This window comes from Serratia nematodiphila DZ0503SBS1 (assembly GCF_000738675.1).
Classification (GTDB): Bacteria; Pseudomonadota; Gammaproteobacteria; order Enterobacterales; family Enterobacteriaceae; genus Serratia; species Serratia nematodiphila.
In genome coordinates, this window is the sequence record NZ_JPUX01000001.1 from 2,644,428 (window position 1) to 2,662,259 (window position 17,832).

Consider the following 17,832-nt stretch of genomic DNA (forward strand, 5'->3'; position numbering starts at 1 on the left):
TAAAGTACAACCTGCGCCCAGCATAACATTCTTCGGGCGGGCGCAGGGTAAAGATGCTTAAAGGTTAACTATTTTTTTCCTGATAATCAAAGACCTGATGAGCATTGCAGTAAGCGACGAAATCATCGATGCTCAGCGGCTTGCTGAAGTAGTACCCCTGCATGAAGTTGACGCCGTGTTCTTGCAGAAACTGCATCTGCTCGGCGGTTTCCACGCCTTCGGCCACCGTCAGCATTTTCAGCTTTTTCGCCAACGAGATCACCGCATCCAGCACCGGCGCGGTGACCGTGTCCTGGCCGATGGTGTTGACGAAACCACGGTCAATCTTCAGATAATCCATGGTGAAGCGCTCAAGATAAATAAGCGCGCTGTGCCCGGTGCCGAAATCGTCCACCGCGATCTCGATGCCCTGTTTGTGCAGCCAGTCAAACTCCGCCAGCGCGCTCTCTTCTTCCACCATGCCGCGTTCGGTGATTTCAAACACCAGCGTAAAGTAATCGCCCGGCAGCTGCGTCAACAATTCATACACGTCCTGGTGAAACGACGGTGCGCTAAGGTGGGCGGGGGAAATGTTGAGGCCGACTTTACCTCCCCGTGGCAGCGCTTTGGCGAGCTGTGGCGCATCTTCGGCGATCAGCCTGAACAGGTGGCGGGTAAGCGGCACGATCAGCCCGTTGCTTTCGGCGTAGGGGATAAAGACATCGGGCGGGATGCGGCCCTCGATCGGATGCTGCCAGCGGATCAGCGCTTCCAGCCCGCCGATGCTGTTGCTGTCGGTATGGAACACCGGCTGGTATTCGATAAAGAACTCGTTGCGCTTGATGCCGCGCAGCAGCGCGCGTTCCGGGCTTTGCCGCAGCAGCAGCATGTAGTAGCAGAGTACGCCGGTCATCAATGACAGCACCAGGCTGCCCAGCAGCGTCAGGCGAATGTCGTTGGGGGTCAGTTTCTCGTTGTAGAACAGGATGGTCAGCGGCAGATTGGGCAGCGTCAGGGTATCCGCCTTGCCCTTCGGTAGCTGATTGACCGGCATCAGGTTCGGGCTGAAAGTGGTCAACGCGCGGTTGCCCATCACGATGGCGATGCCCGGCGCCTGTTCGTCGTGCGAGGTGAACAGCAGGTAGGGCATCAGATCGATGTCCAGCGTAGCGAGGATGCCGGTGGCCTTTTCGCCGGGATGTCGCAGCCAAACCGCAACCGCCGGTTTATTTGGCACCATCGGCGTACCCTGCTGCAGCTTGAGATCCAGAGGCAGATCCCAGTCGATATCCTGGTAGATATTTTTCATCGGCAACATCATGTCGCCCGTGGCGGAGGAGCAATAGGCGTAGCCGTCCTTCACCAACAGGAAGGTGCGCACGCCGCTGGTAAAGGCCGCCTGGTAGGTAATATCCGACTGGCTGGAGAGGCAAGGCTTGTCCAGCAGCGGCATCATTTGCCGCATCACCGCCGTCAGATGCGAGATATAACCCAGCGTGAACTTTTGCGTGCGCGCTTCGACCTTATGTTGATATTGCGTGCGCTGGTGGTTGATCAAAGAAAGCGTGACCGCGGTGAATAGCGTAAAAAATACCAGGGCGGCGACACCGCTTTTAGCCAGGCTGCGTTGTCGGTGAGACACGCTGCGGGCGAAAGCTCTTTTCAAGCCCATAACCGAGTCCTCTGCAACCGGGCGTCAGGCGTGTCGTGCAGCCAGTTAATGGATTGTGCCAACGGTTTTTTTTTCATTTTTGCCTTTTATCCCGTACCAACCGGCGGCGCCATTTAAATATGTGGCGTCGCCGACAGAAATATCATGCGCATAATATCAGCGGAAACGTTTTAAATAACGCCGGGGCGCCGTTGCCGTCATCTGACGATAATAGGCGAGTTTTTCCTCGACGGGGCGATTTCCTGCCAACAGTTTATCAAAATAATGGCGTGCGGCGGCGTTAAGCAGGGAAAGGTGACGATAAGGCAGGGATCAATTTTGATGATACCTGTTCGACAACCAAAAAAAACGCCGCCCGTGGGCGGCGCTTATCGCTCGTTTGGTATTCAGGATCTTCAGGGCGTTGCGCCGTTAACCGTTGGTCAGCACCCGGCGCGCTTCTCGATAACGTTTATTCCAATAGTTATCGGTCAGCTTGGAAATCATGACTCCACTGCTGGTGGAGGCGTGAACGAACTGATCGTTGCCTAAATAGATGCCGACATGGCGCCCGGTAGAACCGGCGCGGAACAGCACCAAATCGCCGGCGCGCAGCTTGGTGCGCTGAATTTTCTTGCCGAGATCTTCCTGTTCATAGGTCGAACGCGGTAAATCCATGCCGAACTGTTCGCGGAAGGTGCGCTGTACAAACGCCGAGCAATCGATGCCGCGCTTGGTGTCACCGCCTAAGCGGTAGCGAACGCCTTTCCAATCCGCATACTGATCCATAATCTTTGACTTGACGTCAACGTTGCGGACCATCGCTTCGAATTCATCCTGAGAGGCTTGCAGTAAAAGACCGTCTTTGTCATTAACTGCACGCATCTCAGTTTGTGCGTTATTCAAGTTCGAAGTGTGAGTCGAGCTGCACGCTGACAGCATAACCGCAGCGGCAATTGCAGGGACTACCCGCAAAAAATATCTCAGAAACGGTTGAGATTTGACCATTGTTGTTGTTTTCCCTTGAAGTCCTTAACGACGAAAGTCGCTACCTGAAAAATGCCAAACGAAACGAGCCTAGTCCGCACCTGTTGCATCGACAACCAGTTACCGTTGAAAACGTGCGAGAACGCACATTTTTATCGGATTTCATACTGATTCGACTTAAACCAGGCACAAACGCATCTGAGATTACCGGAACCAATAGGGGATTGCGAGCCTTTTTCCCGTCTTTTTTATATGAATTTGTGATGTAACATAATGTAAATCTTCATATAAAAAACGCCAATTGTCCGATGTATGAATCTGGCGTGAAATCAGGTTGCAAAAGAGTTAACGAACGGTGGGGAAATTTTTGCGCGCGGCGAGGGGAAGAGGGCGGGAGGCGTAAGCCTCCCGGCATGAGTCATAGACACAAATTATGGTTGACCGGGGCGGTGCTTACCGGGCAACAGGCGATTCAACCGATCGACGATCCAGTCGCTGCAAGGCGTCATCAGCACCCAGCTGGCGCCAACCAGCACCACGGACAATGAGCCGACGGCGATATCGGTAAACCAGTGGGCGCCAATCATCACGCGCGGCAATGAGAAGACCACCGTAATCAGCAGGGCGACGGCGAAGGCGCCGCGGCCGAAATAGCGCAGCATAAAGCAGGAAAAAATAATCAGCATCATGCCGTGGTCGCCGGGGAAGCTGTCGCTGGAAGCGTCCTTGGTGGGGATGCCGGTCAGCTCGCTGACGCGATGGATATTGTCAAAGGTCAGGGTGGGGCTTGGATGTTTCACCGGCAGCAGGTGGCCAAGCTGGTTCAGCACCACGGCGGTCAGCAGCATCACCACGCCGGTGATCACCAGACGGCGGCGGCCTGCGGCGTCCTGCTTCAGATAAAAGTACAGATACAGCAGCCCCATGGCGAGCAGCGAAATCACATCGAACGCGCGGTTGTTGGTGATGGCGACCAGGTGTAAAAACGCCGGGTCGGTGGCCAGATGGCGGTTAAAGAAGAAGAAAATCGCCGAATCCAGGGTAAACCAGCCGCCGTGATTGGCCGGCAGGAACCAGGACAGAAACAGCGCAACGCCCAGTAAGTTGAAGAAGAGAATGAGGGGTAAATTGCGGCGTGTCATGACATAACCTGTTGGAAAAATGAAAACGAAATAAAACCCGGCAGCCCTGCGGCATCCGGGGGGCAACGGTACGGGGTTTAACTTAAACGAATCTTAAACAAGGCGGATTGCAGGGCATTCCAATCGACATTTTCGCTGTGGATAAGCTCAATTCGGCTGTCGAGCGGCGCGACCGGGCGGGTTTCGATGTTGAGATCCTGCCCCTGACGATTGATCAGCAATGTGCCTTCGGGGATGCGTACCACGCCTTTGGCGCGTTCGACCGGCGCGAGTCGCACCCATTCCATGAAGCCGACGGTGTCGAACCGGGTATCGCCGTCAAAAATCCAGCCGCAGCTGGTGAAGCCTTGCCCTTCATTCAACGCTCGCCGCCAGCGGGCGTGCTCTGGCAGCCGCAGCGCCGCCAGCCCCTGCTTTTTCGCCTGACCATGATGATGCTGCGCGTCCGGCAATTCTGTACGATTCGTGCGCGGAAGTGACAACAGCGCGACATCCGCTTCGCCTTGCGCGATGGCGTAGCAGGGCCGCTGCAGCGGGTCTTGCGCCTTCCAGGCCTCCAGCGCCAGCCAGTCTTCCGGCCGGTAGGTATCGCTTTTGCTGGCTAAAATAATGTCGGCCGCGGCCAGCTGATCGCGGAAGTTTTCGTTGTCGCGGTAGCGGGGCTGGCTGAGCTGGCGGGCATCCAGCAGGCACAGGGTGGCCTGCAGATCGATCCAGCCGGCATAGCTCTCCTGGGTCAGCAGCGACAGGATTTGTTTCGGATGCCCGAGCCCGGTCGGCTCGATCAGCAGCCGATCCGGTTTGGCCTGCTGCAACAGCATATTCAAGCCCACCTGCATCGGCAGGCCGTTGACGCAGCACATGCAGCCACCGGGGATCTCTTTGAGCACCGCGCCGCTGTCCGCCAGCAGCGCGCCGTCGATGCCGATCTCACCGAATTCATTGACCAATACCGCCCAGCGTTCATGTTCGGGCTTATGAGCCAGCAAATGGCGGATAGTGGTGGTTTTGCCGCTGCCGAGGAAACCGGTAATCAAATTGGTTTTAGTCATTAATAATTCCTGGCGCAAAAATTAACCTGCTTAATAAATGAGTTACGCAGCCGTGTCGGTGAAACGGCCGCGATTTAATTTGTGCTCTATCTCGCAAATTTTGCACGTCACCATGCGCTTTTCAACCGACAAAATCCACCGTTTATAACAAGAAAATTCTTAGATAAAACCCTGTATTAGATGCGGTTAACTTTTGTTAGTAGCTTGTTTTTACATTGTTAATGACGAGATTAACGATCAAATCTCGTCCCTTTCCTTGCGATTATTCCTAACAAGATCCTCTATGGTTAAATTGGCTTAACTAAAAATGAGGTTGCCATGAATACCTTTCGGTTATTTTTGATCGTAGGAATGTTGTTTTCATGGACGGCAGTGAGTCAGGCAGGAGTGGCCGGCGGGGTAATTCGCTTCGTCGGTTCTATCGTTGAAAGTCCTTGCACGGTCAATATTGCAGATTCTAAGGCGAATACGCAATGTTACCGCAACGGCCAGCGTTATCAGGCCCAGCAAGCGTTGTCAGGTTTTGATACTACACGCAAAGAACTTCCGCTAAATCTAGGCACAACCGAAATGAAGTGGGTAGACCAACAGAAGAAACTCGCTGTTATGACGGTCGTTTATCGTTAAGTCGTTCCGCCATGCCGGCGTAACGTTACGCCGGCATGGTTATTCTCGGCCCTGCAGGCTCCTCACCGCATCACCCATTCCTTCACCGTTTCACGCGCGCCGCGATCGCGCAGCGATAAATAGGCTTGCGTCACCGTTTCGCTAAACGCCGCATGCGCCGCCAGCGTTTCGCCGAATACCGATTTCAACGCCAATAGCGCCGCTACGCGCCGTCGATCGTCCGTTGTGGCGGCGATCGTCTGCTGCAGCACGTCTGCCAGCGGATCGCGAATGTCGATCGGCTCACCGGCGTCATCGACGCCGCCGACGTAACGCATCCAGCCCGCCACGCCCAGCGCCAGCCCGCTATAGTCGCCGCCGTGCCGCAGATGCCAGCGCACGGCATCCAGCAGCCGCTGCGGCAGCTTCTGCGTGCCGTCCATGGCGATCTGCCAGGTGAGGTGTTGCAGCGCCGGATTGCTGAAGCGCGCGATAAGCTGTGCGGCATAATCGGGCAGGCTGATGCCGGTGACGCTCAGCGTTGGCGCCTGTTCGTCCAGCATCAACCGCAGGGCGGCGCGGCGGTAGTGCTCGTCCGCCATGCACTCGTTGATATAGCGGTAGCCGCCCAGGTAGCCTAAGTAAGCCAGGAACGAGTGGCTGCCGTTCAGCATGCGCAGCTTCATGTGTTCAAACGGCAGCACATCGCTGACCAACTGGGCGCCGGCCAACTCCCACGCCGGGCGTCCGGCGGTGAAGTTGTCTTCCACCACCCATTGAATGAAGGGCTCGCAGGCGATGGCGCATTCGTCGCGCACGCCGCCCAGCGCGGCGGCGATCTCATCCAGCGTGGCCGGCGTGGCGGCCGGCACGATGCGATCCACCATGGTGCAGGGGAAGGTGGCGGCGGTGGCGATCCAGTCGGCGAGCGACGGATCCCGCGCCTGCGCCAGATCGAGCACCGCCCGGCGCAACACGTGGCCGTTCTCCGGAATATTGTCGCAGGAAAGCAGGGAGAAGGCGGACAGGCCGCGTTCGCGCCGCAGCCGCAGCGTTTCCACCAAAATGCCGGGCGCGGTCTGCGGCTGATGCGGCCACGCCAGATCGGCGACGATCCCCGAATGCTGTCTGTCCAGCCGTCCGCTGCCGGGCTCGATGCAGTAGCCTTTTTCGGTGATGGTCATCGAGACGATCGCCACCTGCGGTTCGGCCAGCTTCTCCAGCACCGCGGCGATGCCCTCCAGTTTGCGGTGCAGGCTCTCATGCACCGCGCCGATCACGATGGCCTGATGGCCGTCCGCGCCTTTCTCCAGCACGCTGTACAGATGATCCTGTTGCCGCAGCGCCTCAAACAGCGGCACGCCGCCGGAAAGACTGATCTCGCAAATGCCCCAGTCGCCGCCGTGGGCGTTCAGCACCCGATCGGTCAGCAGCGCCTGATGCGCGCGGTGGAACGCGCCGAAACCCAGGTGCACGATACGGCTGCGCAGGGCCCGGCGATCATAATTCGGTTGCCGGACGGCGCCCGGCAGCGGGGTGTTGGCGATCGTATTCATCTCATCTCCAAAGCGAATAGATAGCTGGCGGGCCACTTGCGTCAAGTTAGCAGACCAGTTTGCCGACGCATGGACAGCGGGGCGCCGGCGATAAAAAACTGCCACCAGTCTAAAGTTGTCGGCAGGTTAAGGGAATTGGTCAGGCCAAAATAAGCCAGAATCGTGAAGCGGATCAACCAATGAACGGTTCAATTTTGACAGCGCGCGGCGAAAGAGTAAGTTAAAGCTAGCTGACATCTAAATTAAACTGGTATAACAACATCGCGATGCGAGACAGGCATAAGGACACAACATGGAACAAACATGGCGTTGGTATGGCCCGAACGATCCGGTCTCTTTGGATGACGTGCGTCAGGCCGGGGCAACCGGGGTGGTCACGGCGCTGCACCATATTGCGAACGGCGAAGTCTGGCCGATCGACGAGATCCGCGCGCGGCAGGCGCTGCTGGCGGAAAAGGGGCTGGTGTGGTCGGTGGTGGAGAGCGTGCCGGTACATGAGGAGATCAAAACCCACAGCGGCGACTGGCGGCGGTACATCGCCAATTACCAGCAGTCACTGCGCAATCTGGCGGCCTGCGGCATCGACACCGTTTGCTACAACTTCATGCCGATCCTCGACTGGACGCGCACCGATCTGGCCTATCCGCTGCCGGACGGTTCCAAAGCGCTGCGTTTCGATCAGGTAGCCTTCGCCGCGTTCGAGCTGCATATCCTGCAGCGCGCCGGCGCCGAGGCGGACTATACGGCGCAAGAGCGCAGTCAGGCGGCGGCCTATTTCGCCGCCATGAGCGAGGAGGAGAAAGCCACGCTGACCGGCAACATCATCGCCGGGCTGCCGGGTGCGGAAGAAGGCTATACGTTGGAGCAGTTCCGCCGCCGCCTGGCGGAATACGACGGCATCGACAAGGCGCGGCTGCGCGAAAACATGGCGGTCTTTCTGCGCGCCATCGTGCCGGTGGCGGAAGAGGCCGGCATCCGGCTGGCGGTGCACCCCGACGATCCGCCGCGGCCGATCCTCGGCCTGCCGCGCATCGTCTCCACGATCGAAGACATGCAGTGGCTGAAGCAGACCGTCGACAGCATTCATAACGGCTTCACCATGTGCACCGGTTCCTACGGCGTGCGCGCCGACAACGATCTGGTGCGGATGATTGAAACCTTCGGCGATCGCATTCACTTTACCCACCTGCGCGCCACCTGCCGCGAGGAAAACCCGAAAAGCTTCCACGAGGGGGCGCATCTGCAGGGCGATGTGGACATGGTGGCGGTGATCGAAGCGATCCTGACCGAAGAGCTGCGTCGGCAGCGGGCGGGCGATCGGCGGCCGATCCCGATGCGCCCCGATCATGGGCATCAGATGCTGGACGATTTGAAAAAGAAAACCAATCCGGGCTATTCGGCCATCGGGCGGTTGAAAGGGCTGGCGGAGCTGCGCGGCGTCGAGCTGGCGCTCAAGCGGCGTTTTTTCCCGGAGTTGCCGTAGCGGAAAATGAAACGGGGCCGAGTATCGGCCCCGTAGGCGCGACTAGTCGGCGCGGCTCATGTAGCGGCGTTCGGCGATATGAATGCGAATTTTGTCGCCGGCGCTGAGGTATTCCGGCACGTGGATCACCAGGCCGGTCGCCATGGTGGCCGGTTTGTTGCGGGCGCTGGCGGAAGCGCCTTTGATGCCCGGCGCGGTCTCGACGATTTCCATATCCACGGTCTGCGGCAGTTCCAGCGCCAGCACCTGGCCATCCAGCGTCAGCACCTGCATACCCGGCAGGCCGCCTTCCGGAATGAACAGCAGCTCGTCTTCGATCTGGTCTTTCTTGAAAATGTACGGGGTGTAGTCTTCGTCATCCATGAACACGTATTCTTCGCCGTCGATATAGGAGAAGTTCACCTTGCGGCGCGACAGGGAAATGGTGTCCAGGATATCGTCGCCCTTGAAGCGTTCTTCCACTTTCAGGCCGGTGCGCACGTCGGAGAAGCGCATTTTGTACAGGGTGCTGGCGCCGCGGGCGCTCGGGCTCTGCACGTCGATATCTTTTACCAGCAGCAGCTTGCCGTTGTAGCTGATCGCCATGCCGCGCTTAATTTCGTTAGCTCTTGCCATTTCAATTCATCCGCAATGAAGAGTATTAGAGAAGTTGCGACAAGGTACTCGCGCCGCCGATTTCAGGCAATAGCCCGGCGTAAAAACAGTGCAGGAAAGGGAGAGCAGGCGCTCTCCCTTCGAGGATTACCGGAAGACCGGCAGCAGGCCGAACAGCGACAGAATATGTGCGGCGGCGTTGATCAACCCGAACAGGATAACGAACAGGATCACGCCGTTGCCGCCCGGTGCACGGTAACCGGCCTGCGGATAACGGCGGCGGCTGGCGCGCGCCATCAGCGCCGGCACGATCACCGCCCAGACGGTGGCCGCCAGCCCGGCGAAGCCGATGGCGTACAGGAAACCGTTCGGGAACAGCAGCGCGGCCAGGGTCGGCGGCACGAAGGTCACCAGCGCGGTTTTGCTGCGCCCGACGGCGTCGTCCTTGAACTTGCAGAAGTCCGCCAGATAATCGAACAGGCCCAGCGACACGCCGAGGAACGAGCTGGCCAGCGCCATATAGGAGAAGGCGTTCAGCAGTTGGCTGACGGTCTGGCTGCTGGAGACGTTGCCCATTTGCTTGAGCAGGCTGCCGATATTGCCGCCCTCGGCGATCACCTGCTTGAAGGCGTCGCGCGCGATATTGCCCTGAATCACATACTGCCACAGGATGTAGATCGCCAGTGCCAGCAGGGTGCCGTACACCAGGCTGCGCACCACGGAGCCACTGTCCTTGTGGTAGTACTTCACCAGCCCGGGAATGTTGCCGTGGTAGCCGAACGAAGTCAGCAGGTAAGGCAGCGCCGCCAGGGCGTAAGGCAGATAGCTGGCCCGATCATCGCCGGTGTTGAACAGCACCGCGGGCTGCACGTGGGTGAACATGTCGCCCACCGACATCACGAAGGTGATCACCATGCCGCCGATCAGAATGGTGCTCAGGCGATCGACCGCGCGGGTGGAGAGCCAGACGATAAACGCCACCACCAGCGCGAACACCAGGCCGGCGGTAGTCTGGCCGACGCCGACGATGCCCTCCAGCGTGTGCGCGATGATCGAGCCGCCGGCGGAGATATAGGCGTAGGTCAGGATGTACAGCACGAACGCCACCGACAGGCCGTTCACGGCGTTCCAGCCTTTGCCCAGCAGATCCTTGACCATGGTGTTGAAGCTGGCGCCGCTCGGGTAGTGCAGCGTGGCTTCGAGGATCATCAGGCCGGACAGCAGCATACAGGCCCAGGTATACACCAGCAGCGCGACGGAGCCGCTGAACCAGACACCGGAAGTGACGATCGGAATGGAAAACATGCCGGCGCCAACGGCGGTTCCGGCAATGATCATCGCGCCGCCGAGGACGGAAGGGCGGGCCAGCTTCTGGATGGTGTCCGTAGACATGCGTGCTCCTGAGGGAAGAGGTTCTTTTGTACTAGCTCAATGGTACATGGGCGCATGGCGCATGTAAAGCGAAGGAATTGCACGTTTCACGCGTTTTTTTCTTTAAATCAAGGTTTGCTGGGCGTTTATTCGCCATCGGGTGCAGCCGGCCGGCGCAGAGCGATGAGTGTAAAGATCGCGAGGACGCAGGGATTCTGCTGGCGGTGGCCGCGTGCGGCTGCTATTGTCGCGCTTCTTTCCCCCCAGCCCACCAGGAGTAGCGCTGATGGACTGTCGCAGCGACTGCGGCGCCTGCTGTATCGCGCCGTCAATATCCAGCCCGATCCCCGGCATGCCGAACGGCAAGCCCGCCAATACCCGCTGCATTCATCTGGATGAACGGCTGCGCTGCGGCCTGTTTCATTCGCCGCTGCGGCCGAAGGTGTGCGGCAGCCTGCAGCCGAGCCGCGACATGTGCCACGATCACCGCGATCAGGCGCTGATCTACCTCGCCAGACTGGAAGCGGACACCGCGCCCTAATCTGCCCTCAACCGCCACAGACACTGCGTCGCGCCTGCCGCCATCGCAGCCGACCCGAACGGTGTGGGGGAACGGCGTAGTGGCTGTCTCTCCAGGTGCCGTTCATGGCGGTCGCAGAGAAATACCGGATATTTAAGGCTATTCCTTTTGCACGGCGCGTACTGAGACTGGATAAAAAAATGCCGGTCAGGCTTAACTGACCGGCATTACGCGTTGCGCCCTCTGTTTAGCGCGGGATCAGGCGCCTTGCGGCACCGCGTGCGCGGTATTTTTCAATACCGGCCCCTGATACTTCTCGATCTGCAGCTGCGCCATCTGCCCGCAGTTGCCCTGCGCCAGGCTGGAAGAGCCGATGTCGAAGGTCAGGCAGTTGACGTTGCCGTTCTTGCACAGCGAGCCGGGCTGCGCCGGATCGGCCGGATCGAACCAGGCGCCTTCGCTGATGCGCACCACGCCGGGCCGCACGTCTTCGCTGACCACCGCACCCACCAGGATCTGACCGCGATCGTTAAACGCCCGCACCAGATCGCCGCCGGTGATGCCGCGCGGCTGCGCGTCCTGCGGGTGGATCAGGATCGCTTCACGATCCGCTACCGCGTATTTCTCGCGCAGCGGCGTGTTATCGAGCTGGGAATGCAGCCGGTTGGTCGGGTGCGCGGTATTGAGCGACAGCGGATACTTGGCCGCTTCCGGCCCGCGGTACCATTCGTGCGGCGGCATCCAGGTCGGAATGCCGGGGCAATCCTCGTAATGCATTTTGGCGATGGCGTCGGAGTAGATCTCGATCTTGCCCGACGGCGTGCCCAGCGGGTTCAGCAACGGGTTGTCGCGATAGTCGGCGAAGCGCACCCACTGCTTATTGGCCTCCGGCACCGGGAAGCGCACGTAATTGTTGGATTGCCAGAACATGTCGAACGGCGGCAGCGCCACCCGCGCGGCGCGCGCCTGGTTCTTCATGTCGTCGTACATGCCTTTCAGCCACTGGGTTTCATCCTTGCCCTCGGTGAAGGCTTCCTGCACGCCCAGCCTGGCCGCCATTGCCGAGAAGATGTCGAAGTCGCTACGCGACTCGTGTTGTGGCGGCACGCATTGATGCATCGGGAACACGTAGAGCTGCGAATAGTCGCCGCCCATTTCCAGATCGTTGCGCTCGTAGCTGGTGGTGGCCGGCAGCACGATATCGGCATGCTTGGCGGTGGCGGTCCAGTAAGGCTCGTTGACCACGATGGTGTCCGGCCGCTGCCAGGCTTTGACCAGGTTATTGGTGTCCTGATGCTGGTGGAAGGTGTTGCCGCCCGCCACATACACCATTTTCACCTCGGGGTAAGTGACCTTGGCGCCGTTGAAGTCGATGGTTTTGCCCGGGTTGCTCAGGCATTCGGCGATGCGCGCCACCGGGATCGGCGCCGGGGAGTTCTTCGGTGCGTTGCCGGCGGAGATGCCGGCGATGATGCCGCCCTTGGCGGTCGGGCTGCCGCCGGAGGAATAGTGATAGCTGAAGCCGAAGCCGCCGCCCGGCAGGCCGATCTGGCCGAGCATCGCCGCCACCGTCACCAGCAGCCAGTGCTGCTGCTCGCCGTGGTGCTGGCGCTGAATGCCCCAGCCGCCCATGATCATGGTGCGATGCTTCGCCATCTCACGCGCCAGACCGCGCAGCGTGTCGGCATCGACGCCGCTGATGTCGGCCGCCCATTCGGCGGTTTTCGCCACGCCGTCGCTCTCGCCCAGCAGGTAGGCCTGGAACTTGTCGAAGCCGACGGTGTAGGTTTTCAGGAAGTCCGGGTTATGCAGCTTCTCGGTCAGCAACGTGTGGGCGATGCCGATCAGCATGGCGCCGTCGGTATAAGGGCGCGGGGCGATCCACTGCGCATTGACGAACTTGGCGCTGTCGCTGTGCACCGGATCGATGCTGATCACCCGGGTGCCTTTCTTCTTCAGCGCCTCGAAGCCGGTCTGGCCGACGTGATCCGGCACGTTCCAGCTGTTTTTCAGCGTGACCATCGGGTTACAGCCCCACAGGATCACCAGCTCGCTGTTCTCGATCACGTTCGGCCAGGCGGTCTGCTGTTCGTAGACCTCCATCGAGCCGACCACGTGCGACATGATCACCTGCGCTGCGCCGGTGGAGTAGTCGCCGGCGTAGCCGAGGAAGCCGCCGGTCAGGTTCATCAGACGCTGCAGCAGCGTGCGGCTGTTGTGCAGCATGCCGACGCTTTTCCAGCCATAGGAACCGGCGTAGATCGACTGCGGCCCGTGATCTTTCTGCAGGCGAACGATCTCATTGCACACCAGCTCGGTCGCTTTGTCCCAGCTGACGCGCACCCACTCGTCGCGGCCGCGCAGTTCGGTGCGGCTGCCGGGGCCGCCTTCCAGCCAGCTTTTGCGCACCATCGGATATTTGATGCGGTTCTCGGCGTGCACCTGATAAGGCGCCATGGTGATCAGCTCATTGGGATACGGATCGTCCTGCACCGGCTGCACGCCGACCATCTTGCCGTCCTGCACGATGGCCTCAAACGCGCCCCAGTGGGCGCCGGTCAGAATGCCTTTCTGCGCCTGACGCAAGACGATGAACTGCGGCAGCGCTTCGCTGATGGCCTGCGCCAGCGCCGCTTTGGGCCATAAGCCCGCCAGCAGCGGGGCGGCGGCCAGCGCGGCGGCGCCGGTCAGGAAGCGGCGGCGGCTCATGGTTAACGGTTGTTGGTTGCTCATTGCGCTTCTCCCTTAAAGCTTGGCCGGTGCGGCAGGTGGCATGTCGCTGGCGTGTTTTTGTACGTATTGCGTCAGCACGCGCAGCTGTTCCTGCGTCAGCGAGGTGCGTGGCGCCATGCCTTTGATGACGCCGATCCATTGGTTGGCGTTGAAGCGATCGAGCGCGGTCAGCCCGTGGCAGCCGGTACAGTTGGCCGACATCATGTCCGCGGCGTAGCGCCAGATTTTTTGCTGATCGTCAATCAACTGCTTGCGCGGCAGCCACACCTGCAGAGAAACCTGATGCCAGACCAGGCCGGTTTCCGCATCGGTCTGGGTGGCGGCGGTCTTCAGCTGTTGGCGTGCTTCCTCACCCAGCAGCACGCTGAGGATGCGTTTGCCCTGCGCGGCGTAGAACACTTCGCTGACCCCGTCCTGCTGCCAGCCACTGACGGTGGCCAGCACTTTGTCGCCATCCTGCTTGACCACCTGCACTTCGGTGGACGGCATCAGGTTGCCGGCGTTATGGCTGTCGTTGGCGCCGAGGAAGAACGGCTCGGTGGCGATGGTGTAGAGGGTGGTGGCGTCCGGTGCGGTCAACGCCGCGGCCTTCGCCAGCTCGGCGGCGCCGGCCTGGGTTTCGCCGCTCATGTCCGGCAGGATATGCGCCACGCCCTTGTGGCAATCGATGCAGGTTTCGCCCTGTTTGATCGCCACCGGGTGCTGCAGGCGCGCCTCAGGGCGCTGGGCGGTGATGTCCATGGCGTCGTAGCTGTGGCAGGAGCGGCAGGTGGCCGAGTCGTTCTCTTTCAGCGTCTTCCAGACTGACTGCGCCATCGCCAGCTTGTGCGCTTCGTATTTCTCCGGCGTATCGATGGTGCCGACCATTTCGCCGTAAATGTCTTTCACCGCGCGGATCTTGGTCCACAGGTAGTCGATCGGCTGGTGCGGCACGTGGCAGTCGGCGCACTCGGCGCGGATGCCCTTGGTGTTCTGGAAGTGGACGCTGCCCTGATATTCGGCCAGCGGCTGTTGCATGGTGTGGCAGGAAACGCAGAAGGCGGTATCGCTGGTTTTATGGAAGACGGTGGCGGTCCCGGCCAACAGCGCTGCGCCGAGGATAATCCCCAGCAGCAAAAGCCATAGCCATCCCCACCGACGCTTTTTTTCAAAGCCAGTCAGTTTTTTGCTCATGGTAAACCCGCTTATAATTATGAATTTAAAATAAAATCTTGCCAAAAGGCCGCCGACCGGAGGTCAGAATGCCACGTCGATTGCAGGGGTAATGATAGAAGAGGGTTAACCCCATAGGGTTATCCGTAGTCAAAAAAATGGCGTATATCGCAAAAAATAGCGTTATATTCTAATTTATATAACGATAGGGCACTGCGGCAGGGGAAGCGAGCGCAGCACACGCTCGCATTGGATCAGACCGCTGGCAGGTAGGCCAGGCCGCTCAGCCACAGGCGGATGGCGGTGCGGCTGGCTTCGAAATGGGGTTCCGGCAGGGCTTCAGGCGCGCACCAGCGCCACTCGGCGCATTTCTCGGGCTCTCTCAGCTCGGCGTCGCCGCCGGGGTGATCCACCTGCAGGCAGATTGACACCGTGTGTTTGCCTTCGGCGCGCCAGGTTTGCAGATTGTTGCTGACGCCAACGAAGCGCGGCGGGTCGATGAGCAACCCGGTCTCTTCGGCGATTTCGCGCTGGGCGCACTGCTCGAAGGTTTCACCGGCATCCAGATGCCCGCCGGGGATCGACCAAAAGGGCGCGTGGGAACCGCAGCGTTTGCCCAACAAAATCTCGCCTTGAGGGTTGACGATGATCACCCCGACGCCCGTCACTACGTTCATGCTTTTCTCCGTCAGCAAGGTTTCAGCACAGTATGTCATTTTGCCCCGGCGCTGGCCAATACGCCGGCAAAAGTGTGCGTAAGCTCAAAAATCTGCAATGGCGAAAGGGAGAAAGCTTGCTTTCGCCTTGCGCTGCTCACACACTCCTTGAAACGTTTCAGCGTTGTCCGGCCGCTTGTAGCGAACGGATAACGCTCCTTTTTCTCAATGAAGCTGAAACGATTCAATTCAGCAGGAGAGGAGAATCATGTTCCAGTTGTCACCGCAAGACATTCATCTGGGCGCCGTTGCCGACGGTAAGCAAGAGGCCATCCGCCTGGTGGCCGCCGCCCTGACCGAAGCCGGCTGCGTCAGCGCCGGTTACGTGGACGGCATGCTGCAGCGCGAACTGCAGACGTCCACCTATCTGGGTAACGGCATCGCCATTCCGCACGGCACCACCGATACCCGCGATCTGGTGTTGAAAACCGGCGTGCAGGTGTTCCAGTTCCCGCAGGGCATTGCGTGGGGCGAAGGCCAGACCGCCTATGTGGCGATCGGCATCGCCGCCCGCTCCGACGAGCATTTGGCGCTGCTGCGCCAGCTCACCCACGTGCTGAGCGATGACAGCGTGGCGGAGCGGCTGGCGCAAACCACCTCTGCGGAGGAACTGCGCAGCCTGCTGATGGGCGAACAACAGAGCGCCGAATTCCAGTTCGACGTTTCGCTGATTGCGCTCGACGTCGCCGCCGACAGCCTGATGACGCTGCAGGCGCTGAACGCCGGCCGGCTGCAAAAGGCCGGCGCGGTTAACGCGCAGTTCGTCAGTGATGTCATCACCCGCAAGCCGCTGAACCTGGGGCAGGGCATCTGGCTGAGCGACAGCGTCGAAGGCAACCTGGCCAGCGCGGCCACCGTCAGCCGCCCGGCGCAGGCTTTCGCGGAAGACGGCGAGCCGGTGGCGCTGCTGCTGACGGTGTCGGTCGCCGACGCGCAGCCGCTGGCGGTGCTCAACTACCTCAGCGATCTGCTGCTGGCCAATAAAGCTGAACGGTTGCTGAAGGCGGATGCCGCCGGCGTGCTGGCGCTGCTGACCAGCGAAGTGGCTGAGGAGAGCAGCGTGCTGAGCGCCGAGTTCGTGATCCGCAACGAGCACGGTCTGCACGCGCGGCCGGGCACGGCGTTGGTCAACGTGATCAAAAATTTCAACAGTGACATCACCGTCACCAACCTGGACGGCAGCGGCAAGCCGGCCAACGGGCGCAGCCTGATGAAGGTGGTGGCGCTGGGCGTGAAGAAAGGGCATCACCTGCGCTTTACCGCCAATGGAGAAGATGCTGAAGCCGCGCTGAAGGCGATTGGCGAAGCGATTAATGAAGGACTGGGCGAGGGCGCAGCATGAGCAGAAGAGTAGCAACGATCACCCTGAACCCGGCGTACGATCTGGTGGGGTTCTGCCCGCAGATCGAACGCGGGGAAGTCAACCGGGTAAAAACCGCCGGCCTGCACGCCGCCGGTAAGGGCATCAACGTCGCCAAAGTGTTGAAGGATTTGGGCATCGACGTCACCGTCGGCGGCTTCCTGGGCAAAGACAATCAGGACGGTTTCCAGCTGCTGTTCAGCGATCTGGGGATCGCCAACCGTTTTCAGGTGGTGCCGGGGCGCACCCGCATCAACGTCAAGCTGACGGAAAAAGACGGCGAAGTGACCGATTTCAACTTCTCCGGCTTCGAAGTGACGCCGCAGGACTGGGATCGCTTCGTCAGCGACTCGCTGAGCTGGCTAGGCCAGTTTGACATGGTGGCGGTGAGCGGCAGCCTGCCGGCCGGCGTCGATCCTGACGCATTTACCGACTGGATGACCCAGCTGCGCGCCAAGTGCCCGTGCATCATTTTCGACAGCAGCCGCGAAGCGCTGGTCGCCGGGCTGAAGGCCTCGCCGTGGTTGGTCAAACCGAACCGCCGCGAGCTGGAAATCTGGGCCGGCCGCCCGCTGCCGGCGCTGGCGGACGTGGTTGAGGCCGCGCATGCGCTGCGCGAGCAGGGCATCGCCCACGTGGTGATCTCCCTCGGTGCGGAAGGCGCGCTGTGGGTTAACGCGTCCGGCGCCTGGATCGCCAAACCGCCGTCCTGTGAGGTGGTCAGCACCGTGGGCGCCGGCGATTCGATGGTCGGCGGCCTGATTTATGGCCTGCTGATGCGCGAATCCAGCGAGCACACTCTGCGTCTGGCCACGGCGGTAGCGGCGCTGGCGGTCAGCCAGAGCAACGTCGGCGTGACCGATCGTCCCCAGTTGGCCGCGATGATGGCGCGCGTCGATCTGAAACCTTTCAATCAATAGCAGGAGGCAG

15 protein-coding genes are annotated in these 17,832 nt (G+C 60.2%); 5 read left to right on the forward strand and 10 right to left on the reverse strand.

Annotated elements, in window-relative coordinates; translation table 11 throughout:
• Positions 1 to 64: 64 nt before the first annotated feature.
• The 4 genes from JL05_RS12235 to JL05_RS12250 form a co-directional block, all read right to left on the reverse strand.
• The gene (locus JL05_RS12235) at positions 65 to 1,651 is read right to left on the reverse strand and encodes a cyclic di-GMP phosphodiesterase (RefSeq protein ID WP_033632555.1); all 1,587 of its coding nucleotides are present in this window, start codon (positions 1,649 to 1,651) and stop codon (positions 65 to 67) included.
• A gap of 411 nt (positions 1,652 to 2,062) precedes the next feature.
• Positions 2,063 to 2,638 (reverse strand): bifunctional murein DD-endopeptidase/murein LD-carboxypeptidase, encoded by a 576-nt coding sequence (gene mepS / locus JL05_RS12240; protein WP_025303553.1) that lies wholly within the window; start codon positions 2,636 to 2,638, stop codon positions 2,063 to 2,065.
• A gap of 410 nt (positions 2,639 to 3,048) precedes the next feature.
• Complete coding sequence (locus JL05_RS12245) at positions 3,049 to 3,759, reverse strand: phosphatase PAP2 family protein (RefSeq protein WP_033632556.1); 711 nt, start codon at positions 3,757 to 3,759, stop codon at positions 3,049 to 3,051.
• Positions 3,760 to 3,836: 77 nt separating this feature from the next.
• Positions 3,837 to 4,811, reverse strand: coding sequence for a CobW family GTP-binding protein (locus tag JL05_RS12250; RefSeq protein WP_033632557.1), 975 nt, complete (start codon positions 4,809 to 4,811; stop codon positions 3,837 to 3,839).
• A gap of 318 nt (positions 4,812 to 5,129) precedes the next feature.
• On the opposite strand from JL05_RS12250, the gene JL05_RS12255 reads away from it, so the two are divergent.
• Positions 5,130 to 5,438 (forward strand): YmdA family protein, encoded by a 309-nt coding sequence (locus tag JL05_RS12255; protein ID WP_033632558.1) that lies wholly within the window; start codon positions 5,130 to 5,132, stop codon positions 5,436 to 5,438.
• Positions 5,439 to 5,500: 62 nt separating this feature from the next.
• Here JL05_RS12255 and JL05_RS12260 read toward each other — a convergent pair whose 3' ends face one another.
• On the reverse strand, positions 5,501 to 6,973 hold the full coding sequence (locus tag JL05_RS12260; RefSeq protein WP_033632559.1) for a mannitol dehydrogenase family protein: 1,473 nt from the start codon (positions 6,971 to 6,973) through the stop codon (positions 5,501 to 5,503).
• Positions 6,974 to 7,265: 292 nt separating this feature from the next.
• On the opposite strand from JL05_RS12260, the gene uxuA reads away from it, so the two are divergent.
• A complete protein-coding gene (uxuA, locus tag JL05_RS12265; RefSeq protein ID WP_033632560.1) occupies positions 7,266 to 8,456 on the forward strand; it encodes a mannonate dehydratase in 1,191 nt (396 codons plus the stop codon).
• Between the two features lie 42 nt (positions 8,457 to 8,498).
• Here the strand turns inward: uxuA and yeiP are convergent, their stop codons facing one another.
• Both yeiP and mtr read right to left on the reverse strand, forming a co-directional pair.
• On the reverse strand, positions 8,499 to 9,071 hold the full coding sequence (gene yeiP / locus JL05_RS12270) for an elongation factor P-like protein YeiP (protein WP_004935725.1): 573 nt from the start codon (positions 9,069 to 9,071) through the stop codon (positions 8,499 to 8,501).
• 126 nt (positions 9,072 to 9,197) lie between these two features.
• Positions 9,198 to 10,442, reverse strand: coding sequence for a tryptophan permease (mtr, locus tag JL05_RS12275; RefSeq protein WP_004935722.1), 1,245 nt, complete (start codon positions 10,440 to 10,442; stop codon positions 9,198 to 9,200).
• A gap of 265 nt (positions 10,443 to 10,707) precedes the next feature.
• Between mtr and JL05_RS12280 the strand changes: the two genes are divergently transcribed.
• Entirely contained in the window at positions 10,708 to 10,962 is a 255-nt protein-coding gene (locus JL05_RS12280; RefSeq protein WP_015378527.1) for a YkgJ family cysteine cluster protein, read from the forward strand.
• A 237-nt stretch (positions 10,963 to 11,199) separates the two neighbouring features.
• Here JL05_RS12280 and torA read toward each other — a convergent pair whose 3' ends face one another.
• The 3 genes from torA to JL05_RS12295 form a co-directional block, all read right to left on the reverse strand.
• Positions 11,200 to 13,674, reverse strand: coding sequence for a trimethylamine-N-oxide reductase TorA (torA, locus tag JL05_RS12285; protein ID WP_033632561.1), 2,475 nt, complete (start codon positions 13,672 to 13,674; stop codon positions 11,200 to 11,202).
• 12 nt (positions 13,675 to 13,686) lie between these two features.
• Positions 13,687 to 14,847 (reverse strand): NapC/NirT family cytochrome c, encoded by a 1,161-nt coding sequence (locus JL05_RS12290; RefSeq protein WP_033632562.1) that lies wholly within the window; start codon positions 14,845 to 14,847, stop codon positions 13,687 to 13,689.
• A gap of 233 nt (positions 14,848 to 15,080) precedes the next feature.
• Positions 15,081 to 15,503, reverse strand: coding sequence for a nucleotide triphosphate diphosphatase NUDT15 (locus tag JL05_RS12295; protein ID WP_033632563.1), 423 nt, complete (start codon positions 15,501 to 15,503; stop codon positions 15,081 to 15,083).
• Between the two features lie 247 nt (positions 15,504 to 15,750).
• Between JL05_RS12295 and fruB the strand changes: the two genes are divergently transcribed.
• Together fruB and fruK are read left to right on the forward strand one after the other, a co-directional pair.
• The gene (fruB, locus tag JL05_RS12300) at positions 15,751 to 16,884 is read left to right on the forward strand and encodes a fused PTS fructose transporter subunit IIA/HPr protein (RefSeq protein ID WP_033632564.1); all 1,134 of its coding nucleotides are present in this window, start codon (positions 15,751 to 15,753) and stop codon (positions 16,882 to 16,884) included.
• On the forward strand, positions 16,881 to 17,822 hold the full coding sequence (fruK, locus tag JL05_RS12305) for a 1-phosphofructokinase (RefSeq protein ID WP_004935702.1): 942 nt from the start codon (positions 16,881 to 16,883) through the stop codon (positions 17,820 to 17,822). The genes fruB and fruK overlap by 4 nt, the downstream gene beginning before the upstream one ends.
• Positions 17,823 to 17,832 lie beyond the last annotated feature (10 nt).